This window comes from Burkholderia sp. BCC1208 (assembly GCF_902833095.1).
Lineage (GTDB): Bacteria > Pseudomonadota > Gammaproteobacteria > Burkholderiales > Burkholderiaceae > Burkholderia.
In genome coordinates, this window is record NZ_CADFDY010000005.1 from 1 (window position 1) to 13030 (window position 13030).

Here is a 13030-nt window from a genome sequence, read left to right on the forward strand (position 1 = left end):
CACGAATGATTAATAGGGGCGGCGCGATAGAAGGCGCTCTGCCAACCACATTTTCAGACTCTGGTCAGCCTGACCCAATCAGACAACTCTTATTTTTGCGCACTGCCTGAATGAAGGGATTACTAATAGAAATCATCGAAGTGACGCCCAGCGCAGCCCCGGTGACCAACGACCAACGGCTACGCATTGCAATTGACCACCTGGACGTCGACCAAGGGTTACCGCCGGGGGTACAGTCTGACGCCTTGTGTCATCGAGACAAAAGACCAGTGCTATCGCGCAAGGCGGCCGGCGTCTTTAGTGCATCATCACCGTTCGCGATGGCAGACGCCACGAGAGAGGCACTCAACATCACAAACTCCGAGGTTCCGTAGCCCAACCTCTCTGCGGCTCGTTCTACATGACGATAATCGCCAGGATCGACCTCCAAAACGACTACCTTGTTTTCGCATCGATTGGTATTCACCGAAGCCCTCTCCTTTCGTTTCCAGTGGCCAAGATTTTGAACCCTGTCGGCGGAGTCCAATGGAAGCTGATGGTACCGACAGTGGCAAGCCACATCGATCAGAAATGTCTCAAAAGAGTTTCGGGTTGGCCTCGGCGCAGGCTTCGAGCCAGCGGCGTTAGAGAATTTCGGGGATGACGTAAGCAGCGCGGCGTGCGTCATCACTGAGCGCCATGCCGGTCGGTTCTAGCTTCTGCCGGGGCATCCGGAATTCCGTATGGGAGGCGAGTTGAGATTCAGGCCAAATGTTGAATTATTCCGGGTAAAGCAGCGCGAAATCGCCATCGCGCTCTTCCAATCGTGCCGGGAAGCCGCAGCGACGGGCGGGCAGCGATCCACAACCGAATTGCCGAGCGAGCGCTGCGTGGTATCGCGGTCGGGAGGCGCAACTACTTGTTCGTCAGTTCCGACCCTGGCATCGAACGCGGCAACGATGGATAGTCTGATTGGCACGGCGCCATTGAGCGGCCTCGATCCGGGGGTGTACTTCTCGTACGTACGTGCCTGCCCGCATCGGGTCCATCCGGCTTTTCCTCGCCCCCACACCGTCAATGCTTAAGTAGTGCTTCGACTCTCCCGCGGCTCAGACCAAACAACGTCGACGTGACGACGGACAGTACTTTGAAGTCTGCCGACTCAGCAAGCGCATCCGATACCGACTGAATGTCCGTCCTCGCCTGCACGGCTGCGGGTCCGTATTTTTCGCCTTGTAGGGCTTGTCCCGCGGTATCGAGGTGGGCGCGCAGCGTGCGGTCCGCTTGCGCCAACCCGTCCAGCGCGTGCACCACGTCGCGCAATGCCGCGCGCTGCGACATGCGGTCGGTAACTTGCCAGCGCGCTGGATCGATGGCTTCCGGCACCGCGTCGACTTGCGCGCGGCTGGCGCGGCCTCCAGGGAACCGCCTGCCCCCACCCTGCACCATAAGATGGTCGCGCACGGTGGGCCAGCGCGATTCCGCCACCGTGAAATCAATCTGGCCGTCAACGGCCAGCGCCGCGCGAACGCCCGTGCACGCCAGCGCATGGTCGAGCTTGCGCGAAAAGGCGGCTGCGTCGAGCGGCGCATCTCCAAAGCTGAGCGATGCCTGCTGCTTGCCCAAGCCGGCCGGGTGGAACACGAGCGTTTCCGTACCACCACTTCGCCACTGCTCGACATCGAGCGCGCGCATCCGGAACGTACATACTGCATCGGCAGCCGGACGCACCACCAACTGCGCATCCAGCACACCGCCCGCCAGCACCGCGCGGTCGCGCCAGAGCGCGCCGAATTTCGCGATAAGCGCAGCAGCACCGTCGCCCCTTTGTTCAGCACCGCTCAAGACCATGCTGATCGCCCTCTTCAACCCACGCAACTGCCCAGTGGCCGTCTCGACGAACGCCAGCGCGCGCTGCGCGACGGTCACGTCGGCGTTCAGTTGAGCGTGGCGTGCGGTGAAGGCGACCGACACGTCCGGGAAGCGCGGTGCCACGGGGGAAATTCCCGATGCCGGTAGGTGTGCAATCGGCGCCGAGGTAAGTGCGGCGGCCTCCTTCGTACGAGCACCACGCTGCGCGTGGCTGGCCACATGCACATCGTCACGCCGGGAAACCAGCTGACCGCGAACGGGTGTGGTAGATCCCATCTTCATGAACGAGGCCTCAGATTGCGTCGAACAGCGACAACTGCGTCATGCGCGTATAAATCGCGTACGAACCTTTCACGGCTGCGATGTAGTTGTTCAACTGGTCGATTGCCTCGGCAAAGTCCAGTTCCCCTACCAGGCTAACGGCTTGCCCGTTGGCGACAAGCTGCGCTGAATGATTCTCGCTCATGAGATCGAGCGTGTTCTGGGCACCTCCCAGATCAGTAATCTTCACGCTCAGTGCATCGATACCGTTGCGCTTGACCGAGTCCAATGCCGCCGTCAAGACGCCTCGCACCGCCGGTGCGCTCGGATTGACTTCGGGATCCTCCATGGCCGCAATGGCCGCTTCCAGCTTGTTCATCACATCGGCCAGAGGCTCGACTGTGACGTTGGCGTGCTGCGTGACGCCGTGGCCGATCACCACTTGCTGCAGTTCACCATTGCCGGCGTACGAGTAGCGGCTGCCGACAGGCGCGGTCGCGTCATATGCTATCGGCGACGTATTCGTTTGCGAGCCGGAGAAAAGAAAGTTGCCATCGCCATCCTTGGCGTTGGCGGCCTGCTTCAGGTTGTCGAGCCGCATGCGCAGCGGCGCGGCGAGCGCATTCAGATCAGCCGCGCTACGGCTACCGTCGGCGGCAGACAGCAACGAATCGTGCACGGACATCACCGTGCCAAGCATGCCGTCAAGATGCACTTCATTCTTTTGCAAGCGCACCGACAGCGTGTCGATGTTCTTCTGATAACGCTCAAGCACCGAGGTGTCGCGCTCAATAAGCAGCAATCGCGCGGCCGCAATCGGGTCGTCTGATGCGCGCTGCACTCGCTGGCCCGTGGATATCTTGGACGTGAGATCGGCGGCCTTGCTGTTCGACGCGCGTAGCGTCGCGAGCATGGTGTTGCCGAAGTGTTGACTGGCGATACGCATGGTGCTCTGTACTGAACGCATCCCGACTGCAATAGCTTTCCTGTGGTCGCGCTGAGGCTCAGTTGCCTGTCGATATCCGGCCTCAGACGGTGCGCGCGCGACGGCTTCCCGATAGAATGCGCCGACTCGCGACTGATTCTCCTAACGAACCCGAAACCCGTAGCGCCATTCCGATTGAGTGAATCCCGGTGCTACCTAGCCTTCAACCACATGCGATTACTTCGCAATCTTTCGACGTTCTCCCTGTGTTAAACGTTAGTCTTCGACGCGCCGTGCCGCCGGTTACGCCGACGTCACGGGCACGCAGCCTTTCCGGTATGGGCGACCTCAAGCCGTCATACCGATCGCATCGGATTCCCTCAACTACATCGACAATTGCGATTGCCGAACTAGGCCCTTTGATGCCACTCGCCTTTGAGAGAACGGCTTCCTAGCGTCTCTTCATGGCTCACACCGCTCGCAGGTGCGAGGCATCCATACCATCCCTCTTAGAAAGCGCGCATTGTCGCGTCGAACAATTCCTTTGCGACGGAAATCACTTTCATGTTGGCCGAGTAAACCTGAAGGGCCTCGGAAAGATTGACGGCTTCCTCGTCCATGCTGACCCCGGACAGCGACTGCCACACTTCTTCCGCTCGCTGGCGAACATTAACGGCAATTGCCAAGCTCGACTGGTTCTGCTCACTCTGCACGCCGAGCTTCCCGACTAGCAGGACGTACGCGTCGCCCAACGAGGCCTCGCCGAAGCCCGGCAAATCGATACGTCGGGAGCGCAATTCGATCAGTTTGAGAAGATTGTCGCTGTTGCCAGGGGTCTTGGGATCGCCCGAAAAGCCGAGTTCCTCGGGCTTCATCTCGTTAGCCGTCAAGTGGCCCGTTACCGGATTGAACGTGAACAGCGCCTTGCCCGGCGAACCTTCCATGCCGAAGCCTGTAGTGACCTGTTCGTTGAAGCGGCCCGCAAGTTCGGCCGCCAGCGAGCGGATAGCCTCCATCTGCGGCAGCAGCGTGTCCTTTGCGAACGACGACAAACCGCCCAGCTCGCCGCCGACCTTGGCACCGTCCACCGGATACTGCGTGCCGGCCAATTCCAGCTTGAGTTCGAACGTGCCGCCGGACAGCGTTTCCACCTTCATCTTTGCGGTCTGATGGCCGGCAATTAGCGGTGTACCGCCGGCGAGACTCACGTCGACGGTGCCGTCCGGCTGGCGAACGGTGCGGATATCGACCAGCGCCGACAACTGGTCGATGGCTTGGTCGCGCTGATCGATGAGCTCGGATGGTGCGCCACCGTTGGCTTCCGCTTCGGCGACGAGACGGTTCAACTCGGCGGCGGTTTGGGATAGACCGTTGATCTGCTCTACGGTCGCCGCGCTCTGTTGGCGCAGCGTATCGAGCTGGCCACGCATCATCTGCTGCACACTGTTGAAGCTCTTCGCCATGCCACCGGCAGCCAACAGCACCTGCTGCCGCAGCGCAGAGTTAGCCACATCGGCGCTGGCCGCATCCAGCGCGCCGAAAAACTTGCTCATCGAGACTTTGATACTGCCGTCCTTAAGCCCCATCACCTCCTCGAGCTGACGGAAGTACGATTCCGCCGCCCGGTGCTCGCCGACCGCTCCGTGCGAGGCCCACTTCTGCTGCGTGTTGGTGTGATCGCCGAAACGGATCACCGAACTCGCATCGACCCCGCCGCTCACGCGCGAAGTTCGCAGCACACCCTGGCGCGTGTAGCCGGCGGTCTGCTGGTTTGCCGTGTTGCGTGCCGACCTGTCCATTGCTGCTCGCGCCCCGAGCGCGCCTGACAAACCAATTCGAGTAATATTCATAGTGAGGTTCAAGTGCAAAAAGTGTGGCGGTGAATGTGTTATGCATCAGTCTTTCGACGGCATCGCGTCACGCGGCAGCATCTGCGCGACCAGCGTGTCCGCGATGCCAAAGCCACGTTGCTTCGCGATAGCATCGGCCACCGCACGGTTCGCGTAGTCAAGCATTGCTTCGCTTGAACGGTCGACAAAGCCATCGTCTCCCTTGAGCTGGTCGGTCGCCTTCTTCATTTCGCTCAACATCTGTGCGATGAAAAGGCCTTCGAATTTCACAGCTGCATCTTCCACGCGCGCGCGGTAAGCTGGATCCGAAGCCTTGACGGCCGCGGTATCAATTGCAGCGTACTGTGCGTGCGGCGGATATCTGGGTTCAAGCGTCATAATCGAATTCTCGTCAGATCACCACCAGCTCCCCCGTCAGCGCGCCAGCTTCGGAAAGGGCTTGTAGAATCGCCATCAGGTCATCCGGCGTGGCACCGGTGCGGGTGATCGTGTCGACGATCGCTTGCAGGCTAGCGCCCGATGTCCACTGAAACGCATTGCCGCCCGCCTGCGTCACCCCGATCTCACTAACGGGCGCTGTCACGGTGCTGCCGTTGGCGAATGCGTTCGGCTGGCTGACCATCGTGCCTTCGGCGATCGTCACCTTCAGCGAGCCGTGCGAGACAACCGCCGGTTTGACCGTCACTCCCTGACTGATAACGACCGTACCGGTGCGCGAGTTAAAGACAACGCGCGGCGCCTCTGCGCCCTTACTCACCTTCAGCGCGTTCAGGCGGGCAACGAACGCCACGCGCTGGCTCGCCACCTTGGGGGCGACCACATCCACCGAGGTAGCGTCCACGGTGCTGGCGACTTCGCTGCCGAGTGCGTTGTTGATAACGTCGGTGATACTGGAGGCGGTCTGGAAATCCGGACGTTTCAGGTTCAAGCGCACGGTAGGCGTATCGGCGAAATCGGTGGCAATCTCCCGCTCGATCGTTGCACCCTTAGGAATCCGGCCCGTGGTGGGCGTATTGATGGTGACGCTGGTGCCGCTGCGCCCTTGCACATTCAGACCAGGAATCACCAGGTTGCCCTGCGCCAGTGCATAGACGTCACCGTCCGCCGCACGCAAGGGGGTCATCAGCAGTGTTCCGCCGCGCAGGCTCTTCGCATCACCGAGCGATGAAACGGTCACGTCCACTTTCTGGCCGCGCCGATAGCCCGGCGGGAAAGTCGCGCTCACTATCACCGCGGCCGCGTTGCGCGAACGCAGGTTGATATTTTCCGGCAGTCGCGTGCCGAATTGCTTGAGCATATTCGTCAGCGATTGGGTGGTGTACTTGGCTTGCGTGCCGTCACCCGATCCGGCCAAGCCAACCACGATACCGTAGCCGACGAGCGCATTCTCACGCACACCCTCTACGTCGACCAGGTTACCGACGGTCTGAGCGCGCGCTTCAATTGTGCTGCTTAGCGCGATGCCGATTACGATAGCCAGGGCGGCGACACGGGTGGTTAGTCGGGTTGGTTTCATCGTTTCATCCTGTGGTCGATTGGGTATCGACCTAGTTCGGTCCGCTCGTAGTCGTCGGCTCAGAAAGGCATCCAGGGGCTGTTGAAGAATCGGGTCAACAAGCCGGGCTGGTTTGCGTCCGCCAGCGACCCACGGCCCGCGTAGGTAATGCGCGCATTCGCGACGCGTTGAGATGACACACGATTGTTCGAATCGATATCGGCAGCACGCACGTAACCCGCCAAACGCACGTTCTCTTCGCCCTGGTTAAGCACGAGGCGCTTCTCGCCCCGCACTTGCAGCAGGCCGTTGGGCATCACGCGCAGCACCATCACGGTCACGGAGCCGCGCAGTGTGTTTTGCTGCGAGCTGGAACCCGCGCCGTTGAACCCACTCTTCGTGCCGAGTTCGGCCTCGACTGGCAGCGCCTTGCCGAATAGTGACGGCTTCTTGGCGCTGAGACTGCTGTCCTTGCCGACCTGCGTGCCGCTCTTCTTGCTCGCCTGGGTCGACTCTTCGAGATCCACCGTCAACACATCGCCGGCGCGGAAAGCGCGCACATCCGACGTGAGCGACCACGCCTGATCGGGAACCAGCACGCCGCCCGCCGTGCCTCGACGGACATCGAAAACGGTATCGGGCATGCTGTCGTCGAAGTCCGGCAGCGAACGATCGAACGGTCCGGCCGCACAACCGCCCAGTAAGGCCAGCACACCGCCCATGGCAACGAAGCGGGCGACCATCATCAGCGCGCAGCCTGCGACAGGTACTGCATCATGTTGTCGGCAGCCGACAGCACCTTGGTGTTCATCTCGTAGGTGCGTTGGGCAGCGATCATCTCGACCATTTCTTCCACGGCCAATACGTTGGAACCCTCGAGCGCACCTTGCTTGAGCGTTCCGATGCCATTCTGACCGGGCTCACTTTCAGTGGGCGCGCCGCTGGCAACGGTTTCTGCATACAGGTTTCCGCCCAATGCGAGCAGGCCGGCCGGATTCACGAATTGGGCAAGCTGAAGTTGGCCGACTTCGGCCAGCGTCTTGCCTGCGCCCGTCGAAACCGACACCGCCCCGTTCTCGCTGATGGTGACACCAACCGCCTCAGGTGGAATGTCGATGCCCGGCACGAGCGGCAGGCCCTGTGCATTGGTCAGACGGCCCTGGTCGTTCAGGCGCAACTGGCCGGCGCGGGTGTAGCCCACTTCGCCGTTCGGCATTTCCACCTGCAAAAAGCCATTGCCGACAATGGCCACGTCCAGCGGCTGGCCGGTCTCCTGGAGCGCGCCAGTGGTGAACACCTTTTGCGTGCCGGCAATCCGCGTGCCGTTGCCGAGTTGCACACCCGGCCCCGTTGCGTTGTCCGATACCTGAGCGCCGGGCTGGCGCTCGGCACGGTAGAACATGTCTTCGAAAACTGCTCGATCGCGTTTGAAGCCGACCGTGTTGACGTTCGCAAGGTTGTTGGCAATCGCCTGCAGCTTCGCGTCCTGGGCCTGGATGCCCGTCTTGCTGATCCACATTGCGTGATTCATCGTTGCCCTTTAGTGTTGGTTGATACGTTAGGTGCCGGTCCACCCGACCGCTTACCCGCGGATGAGCCGGTTGCCGGCATCGGCCATTTCATCGGCCACCTTGTACAGCTTCATCTGCATCTCGAACGAGCGCGTGAGCGACATCGTTTGCATCATTTCCTCGACGGCCGACACGTTGCTGGCTTCCAAATGGCCGCCCTTGACGGTCACGCTGTCGTCGGCCGTATAGTCGGTACCGGTGCGCGAAACGATGAGGCCCTGCGCGTTCTTCACTAAGTCGGTCGGCTCTGGGTTCACCAGCAGCAGGCGACCCGCGTCCTGCACATCCTTCTCGCCCGCCGTCACTACGGAAATCGTGCCGTCCGCGCCGATCGTCAACGCGTCGTGCTCGGGCAGCACGATCGGACCACCTTCTCCCAAAACGGCATTACCGTTCAGGGTAAGTGCGCCGTCGCCGTCGATCGTGAGTGCACCAGCTCGCGTGTACGCCACGCCCTGCGGGGTTTCCACCGCAAGATAGCCGGCTCCGTCGATGGCGACGTCCAGCGTGCGACCCGTTTCGCTGATCTTGCCGGGTTCGTGATTCACATGCGTCGATGTGAGCGTCGCGTGGTAACGCGAGTCGTAGCCATAACCCCTGGCTGCCTCGCTTGTGACACTGGCCAGATCGGCGCGAAAGCCGCTGGTCTGCGCATTGGCAAGGTTGTTGGCTCGCACGTTGAGTGCGCGCAGCGAATGCTCAGCGCCTGTCATGGCGGTGTAGAGGAAATTGTCCATCGCGTTACAACGCCTGCATCAACGCGCGCATCATTTCGTTTTCAGTCGACAGCACCTTCGAGTTGGCCTGGTAGTTCTGCTGCGCGCCCATCAGGCTCACGAGCTCCGCGGTCATGTCTACATTCGACTGCTCGACTGCGCGCACGGCGAGCTTGCCGGCCATGCCGGTGCCCGGCTTGCCGACCAGCGGTTCACCGGTAGCGGAACTGGCCTGCCAGCCGGAACCGTCCACTGGCACCAAGCCGTTTTCGTTCTGGAACGTCGCGATGGCCAATTGGCCGGCCGACAGCTTCTTGCCGTTGCTGTACTGCACCTCGATCGAGCCGTCCTCGGCCAGCGACACACCGGTCACGGTGCCGGCCTTGTAGCCGTCCACCCGACTCTTGTCGGTCGTCTGTTTGCCGCCAAACATCGTCGTGCCGGCGTAGCTGATTGCGATCGACATCGGTGCGGCGTCGGTCGGCGTGCCGAGGTCAAGTTGAACGGTGTCGGTCGGCGTTACCAGTTTGCCGGTGTTGTCGAAGCTCAGATCCACGGGATTGCCGACATCCTGACCGTCCATCGCGTAGTAGACCTGCATCTTGTTGCCCGCATCCTTCACGAAATACTGGGTGACGGTGTGCTCGCGACCGAGAGAATCCGTCACGGTGGCGGCCGATATGCCGTTGTACGACTTCGGATCGTCCTTGTTGAATGGCGAGACCGTCGGCTTGGTCCAGTCGGCAGACATATTGCCAACGTATTCCAGCGAACTGCTCGCCTGTGCGGGAATCGAGCCGGTCGGAATCGTCAGGCTGCCCAGTGCCCCGTCCGCGCCATACCCCTGCACGACGCGGCTCATGAAATCGGTCACGTTGCCGTTCTTGTCAATGTTGAACACACCGGCGCGCGAATACACCATCGAGCCGTCGGTTTCGCGAGAGATGAAGAACCCCTTTCCTGCGATCGCGGCATCCATGCCGCGACCCGTCGCGGAAAAATTCCCGGTGACGTCCATCGACTGCGAGGTCGAACCGATCGATACGCCCGACGGCATCGCATTGATGTAACTCGACGCGAAGTTGGCGCGGCCCGATTTAAAGCCCAGCGTGCCACTGTTGGCGATGTTGTTGCTGATCTGGTTGAGCTGCCCGTTGATGGCGTTGATGCCGGCGAGCGCGATGTTGAAACTCATGACTGGAACCTCTTTGAAATGGGGAAACTCTGGGGAGACGCGGTTTCCGAAGACATACGTTGCTGATTTGAACGGCCGAGAAAGCGAGTGATGTCGGTGGCCGCCGCATCACCAATGCCCGTGATCGTCAAGATCACGCGACCGTCCGTTCCGAGACGCACGCTTTGCAGATTGCCGTCGAGCTCGACGGGGGGCTTCTCGCCGGAGTCGGCAACCACACGGAGCGTGTAATTGCCCGGCGGCAGGCCGTGCTCTGCGGGGTCGATGTTGAAGTCGACGTCGCCCGCCTGTTTTGCGCCGAGCGAGACCCTGTACTCGGTGCCGCCCCCATCGATCAGGATCACGCCGACCTCCGACGCCGACGATTCGAGCTTGAAGCCCCCTTTGACCCCCGCCTCGCCCAACTCGACCTTTTCCGATCGCACGCGCACTTGTGATCCGACTTGCGACCCGAGCGTCACGACGAGCATGCTTTCCTGCGTCCTGGCGTTGGCGGCGCTCAGGTTGGCAAGCGTTTGCATGGCTTCCACCTGGCTCATCTGCGCGAACTGCGTCACGAACTGGTTGGCTTCCATCGGCGCCAGCGGATCCTGATTCTTGACCTGCGCGACCAACAGCCGGGTGAACATGGCAGACACATCGCCTCCGCCATTGCCTGCTGTCGGCGTGGCGACCGAGCCACCTGTGCCAGTGACGTTATTGACATTGTTCTGGATATCCACCGTGTTCAGCCCTCACCCATGCGCAGCAGGTCCTGCTGCATACCCTTGATGCGCGTGAGCACCTCGACGTTGGTGGAAAAAGCGCGCGAAGCGGCCATCATGTCGGCCATTTCCTCGACGGCGCTGACGTTCGAGTAAAACACCATGCCGTTTTCATCTGCCAGCGGATGGCCCGGCTCATGTCGAGCAGCGAGCGCATCGTCGGTGGCAATCACGTCCAGCACCTGCACGCGCGCACCACCGTTCTGGAACACCGACGCGAATACCGGTTTGCGCGCGCGGTACGCGGTTTCCTCGGTGCCGGACGTACCTGCATTGGCAAGGTTGCTGGCGATGGTGTTGAGTCGCACGGCTTGTGCGGACAACGCCGAACCCGCGATCTGCGAAATGTCCTTGAAGCTCATCAGATGTTCCCCGTGATGGCGGATTTCAGACCCTTGATTTTCATGTTGACGAATGTCAGGCTAGCCTGGAAATCCGCCGCGTTTTGTGAGAACGCCGCCTGCTCGACACCCAGTTCGACGGTGTTGCCATCTTGCGAGGGACTGCTGGGCACGCGATACATCGGTTCATCGCCACCGAATCGCAGCGCGGCATCGAGGGCATCGTTGGCGAGCACATAGCCGAGGCTCGCACGGAAGTCCAGATCGCGCGCCTGGTAGCCCGGCGTCGATTCGTTGGCCAAGTTCGATGCAAGAAGCTTGGTGCGTTCGGCACGCACTTTGAGTGCGGCCGAATGTACGCCGAGTGCTTGTTCGAGATTCAATCCCATAGTGGCGGCTTGCCTCCGGAAAGTGCCACGCGGTCGTTACCGGGCAGCGGTTGAGTCATAGACCGGGTGGAGGTTACGGGCTGGCGAACGTTGCCGCGAAGAGGTTTTACAGAACTTGAACACGGCGCTCGAGCGTTCGCTACAGCCGCGCCGCGCCCTATAATCGAGCAACATTCAGTTCAAGAAAAAGGATGCGATGCCTCCGACACACTCCCGCAAGCAACCGCACGAGCATGTGGTGCTGGCAGCAGTAATCGCAGCGTTGGCGATGCCGCATGCAGCCTTTGCGCAGGTACCCGCCCCCGCCACGGCGCATCCGGGCGATCCGGCAGTCCCGCAGGTCGAGAAAGCGGCTCTGACGTGGCTTGAGCGCTATGTTGCCGATCGCGCGCTAACCAAACCCCATGCTTCAGTCGCGGTGTCGCCCCCGCGTCGGCCTGCCCCGACGTGCAGCGAGCCCTACGAAATCGCCGCGACTGACACCAAGACGCTGACCCGCATGCGTTTTTCAGTGCGCTGCAAGGGGGACCCGCGCGCCACGACCTATCTGGTGAAGGCTCACATCGACACGCCAGTGCTGGTAGCGGCAACCGCGCTGCGCTCCGGCCACACGCTCAACGAAGCGGATTTCAAGCAGGATGTCCGCGATTTTGCGCTCACCCCCGACGCGCTGACCGATCCCGCCCTTGCTGTTGGGCGCACGCTGCGCCGCACGGTAAAGGCCGACCAGGTGATTCAGGCCCGGCTACTCAACGGCGCGGAAACCATCCGCCGCGGCCAGGCGGTCCAAATCGAGGCTAATTCCGGGCCGATACGCGTATCCGTGCCGGGCACCGCCATGCAGAATGGCGCGATCGACGAGGTTATCCGCGTGAAAAACGCGAGCACTGGCAAAGTGATCTTCGCGCGGGTGATCAGTGCCGACACCGTCGAACCGGTCGGCGTTACGAAGCAGAGATAAAGCGGCCGCCGGCACCCGGGCCACAACGAACGTCAGCGAACCATCCGCTTGACCAGCCCTACCATGTCCACAAGCTTGGTCGCGTAGGCAGGGTCGGTCGCGTAGCCACCGCGCTTGAGTGCGCTGGCGAATGCGCTAGCGTCGTCGCCTACGTTGCGCACGCCGGCATAGCGCGGCGAATCTCGCAGCAACTTGGCGTAATCGTGAAATGCGCCGCCATAGCTCGGGTATGCGCGGAAGTGGTCGACCATCTTCACGGCCGAACCGTTCACATACTCGGTGGTGACGGCAGCAGCCGACTTGCCCGCCCATCCGCCGGTCGATTTGATACCGAACAGGTTATGCGTGGTCTCGCCGCGTACGTTCTTCAGCGGTTTGCTGCCCCAGCCGGATTCAAGCGCCGCGTGCGCGGCAATCAGTTCCGGTGCCGCACCAATCATCGCGCCCGCACGACGAGCGTGCGGCATGATCTCGGCCAGAAAGGCCTGCTGATCTGAATCGGCGAAGTTCGGCCCCGTCGCAGGAGCACCGCTTCCCACGACACCCTGCTGCGGCTTCGCGAGTGCTTCCGCGCGGGCTCGCATCATATTGGTCCACGTTCCCGCCTGCGACGAAAGCTGCGGCTCGGTCGAGCAGCCGAAGCCGTTGCGGATAGTGCCGCGGATATCGCGATTTAGCGACGCGTACAACGAACCAAAGCCCATCGCCGTC

The 13030-nt window shown here is 61.6% G+C and carries 14 protein-coding genes and 1 pseudogene; 2 read left to right on the top strand and 13 right to left on the bottom strand.

From position 1 onward, the window contains the following. Nucleotides 1-820: 820 nt before the first annotated feature. Nucleotides 821-1004: pseudogene (locus tag HWX09_RS12725) on the top strand (transposase); the annotation flags it as partial. A gap of 49 nt (nt 1005-1053) precedes the next feature. Here HWX09_RS12725 and HWX09_RS12730 read toward each other — a convergent pair. From HWX09_RS12730 to flgB, 12 genes are all read right to left on the bottom strand, one after another. Beyond that, nucleotides 1054-1974, bottom strand: a complete 921-nt coding sequence (locus HWX09_RS12730; RefSeq protein ID WP_027782029.1) for a hypothetical protein — start codon at nt 1972-1974, stop codon at nt 1054-1056. Nucleotides 1975-2143: 169 nt separating this feature from the next. Further along, a complete protein-coding gene (flgL, locus tag HWX09_RS12735; RefSeq protein ID WP_230469055.1) occupies nt 2144-3079 on the bottom strand; it encodes a flagellar hook-associated protein FlgL in 936 nt (311 codons plus the stop codon). Nucleotides 3080-3546: 467 nt separating this feature from the next. Further along, complete coding sequence (gene flgK, locus HWX09_RS12740) at nt 3547-4887, bottom strand: flagellar hook-associated protein FlgK (RefSeq protein ID WP_027782027.1); 1341 nt, start codon at nt 4885-4887, stop codon at nt 3547-3549. A 45-nt stretch (nt 4888-4932) separates the two neighbouring features. Further along, nucleotides 4933-5265 (bottom strand): flagellar biosynthesis protein FlgJ, encoded by a 333-nt coding sequence (locus tag HWX09_RS12745; RefSeq protein ID WP_155257285.1) that lies wholly within the window; start codon nt 5263-5265, stop codon nt 4933-4935. A gap of 13 nt (nt 5266-5278) precedes the next feature. Continuing rightward, nucleotides 5279-6403 carry a flagellar basal body P-ring protein FlgI gene (locus tag HWX09_RS12750; protein ID WP_027782026.1) on the bottom strand — a complete coding sequence of 375 codons (1125 nt, stop codon included), beginning with the start codon at nt 6401-6403 and terminating at the stop codon, nt 5279-5281. A 59-nt stretch (nt 6404-6462) separates the two neighbouring features. Next, the gene (flgH, locus tag HWX09_RS12755) at nt 6463-7128 is read right to left on the bottom strand and encodes a flagellar basal body L-ring protein FlgH (RefSeq protein WP_051421316.1); all 666 of its coding nucleotides are present in this window, start codon (nt 7126-7128) and stop codon (nt 6463-6465) included. Next, nucleotides 7128-7913 (bottom strand): flagellar basal-body rod protein FlgG, encoded by a 786-nt coding sequence (gene flgG, locus HWX09_RS12760; RefSeq protein ID WP_027782024.1) that lies wholly within the window; start codon nt 7911-7913, stop codon nt 7128-7130. Before flgG ends, flgH begins: the two co-directional genes overlap by 1 nt. Nucleotides 7914-7964: 51 nt before the next feature. Continuing rightward, nucleotides 7965-8690 (bottom strand): flagellar basal body rod protein FlgF, encoded by a 726-nt coding sequence (locus HWX09_RS12765; RefSeq protein WP_027782023.1) that lies wholly within the window; start codon nt 8688-8690, stop codon nt 7965-7967. A 4-nt stretch (nt 8691-8694) separates the two neighbouring features. Further along, on the bottom strand, nt 8695-9864 hold the full coding sequence (locus tag HWX09_RS12770; protein WP_027782022.1) for a flagellar hook-basal body complex protein: 1170 nt from the start codon (nt 9862-9864) through the stop codon (nt 8695-8697). After that, the gene (locus HWX09_RS12775) at nt 9861-10586 is read right to left on the bottom strand and encodes a flagellar hook assembly protein FlgD (protein WP_027782021.1); all 726 of its coding nucleotides are present in this window, start codon (nt 10584-10586) and stop codon (nt 9861-9863) included. The genes HWX09_RS12770 and HWX09_RS12775 overlap by 4 nt, the downstream gene beginning before the upstream one ends. 5 nt (nt 10587-10591) lie before the next feature. Beyond that, nucleotides 10592-10990: a flagellar basal body rod protein FlgC gene (flgC, locus tag HWX09_RS12780; RefSeq protein ID WP_027782020.1), complete on the bottom strand. Its 399-nt coding sequence runs from the start codon at nt 10988-10990 to the stop codon at nt 10592-10594. Then, entirely contained in the window at nt 10990-11358 is a 369-nt protein-coding gene (gene flgB / locus HWX09_RS12785; protein ID WP_027782019.1) for a flagellar basal body rod protein FlgB, read from the bottom strand. The genes flgC and flgB overlap by 1 nt, the downstream gene beginning before the upstream one ends. 238 nt (nt 11359-11596) lie before the next feature. Between flgB and flgA the strand changes: the two genes are divergently transcribed. Beyond that, nucleotides 11597-12319 carry a flagellar basal body P-ring formation chaperone FlgA gene (flgA, locus tag HWX09_RS12790; protein ID WP_175888575.1) on the top strand — a complete coding sequence of 241 codons (723 nt, stop codon included), beginning with the start codon at nt 11597-11599 and terminating at the stop codon, nt 12317-12319. 32 nt (nt 12320-12351) lie between these two features. Here flgA and HWX09_RS12795 read toward each other — a convergent pair whose 3' ends face one another. Next, nucleotides 12352-13023, bottom strand: a complete 672-nt coding sequence (locus HWX09_RS12795) for a glucosaminidase domain-containing protein (protein WP_051421315.1) — start codon at nt 13021-13023, stop codon at nt 12352-12354. Nucleotides 13024-13030: the final 7 nt, after the last annotated feature.

Coding starts and splice junctions, on each gene's coding strand:
- HWX09_RS12795 (WP_051421315.1), bottom strand. CDS start 13,023: ATGGGCTTTGGTTCGTTGTACGCGTCGCTAAATCGCGATATCCGCGGC.
- HWX09_RS12745 (WP_155257285.1), bottom strand. CDS start 5,265: ATGACGCTTGAACCCAGATATCCGCCGCACGCACAGTACGCTGCAATT.
- flgC (WP_027782020.1), bottom strand. CDS start 10,990: ATGAGCTTCAAGGACATTTCGCAGATCGCGGGTTCGGCGTTGTCCGCA.
- flgG (WP_027782024.1), bottom strand. CDS start 7,913: ATGAATCACGCAATGTGGATCAGCAAGACGGGCATCCAGGCCCAGGAC.
- HWX09_RS12770 (WP_027782022.1), bottom strand. CDS start 9,864: ATGAGTTTCAACATCGCGCTCGCCGGCATCAACGCCATCAACGGGCAG.
- HWX09_RS12750 (WP_027782026.1), bottom strand. CDS start 6,403: ATGAAACCAACCCGACTAACCACCCGTGTCGCCGCCCTGGCTATCGTA.
- flgB (WP_027782019.1), bottom strand. CDS start 11,358: ATGGGATTGAATCTCGAACAAGCACTCGGCGTACATTCGGCCGCACTC.
- flgK (WP_027782027.1), bottom strand. CDS start 4,887: ATGAATATTACTCGAATTGGTTTGTCAGGCGCGCTCGGGGCGCGAGCA.
- flgL (WP_230469055.1), bottom strand. CDS start 3,079: ATGCGTTCAGTACAGAGCACCATGCGTATCGCCAGTCAACACTTCGGC.
- flgH (WP_051421316.1), bottom strand. CDS start 7,128: ATGATGGTCGCCCGCTTCGTTGCCATGGGCGGTGTGCTGGCCTTACTG.
- HWX09_RS12765 (WP_027782023.1), bottom strand. CDS start 8,690: ATGGACAATTTCCTCTACACCGCCATGACAGGCGCTGAGCATTCGCTG.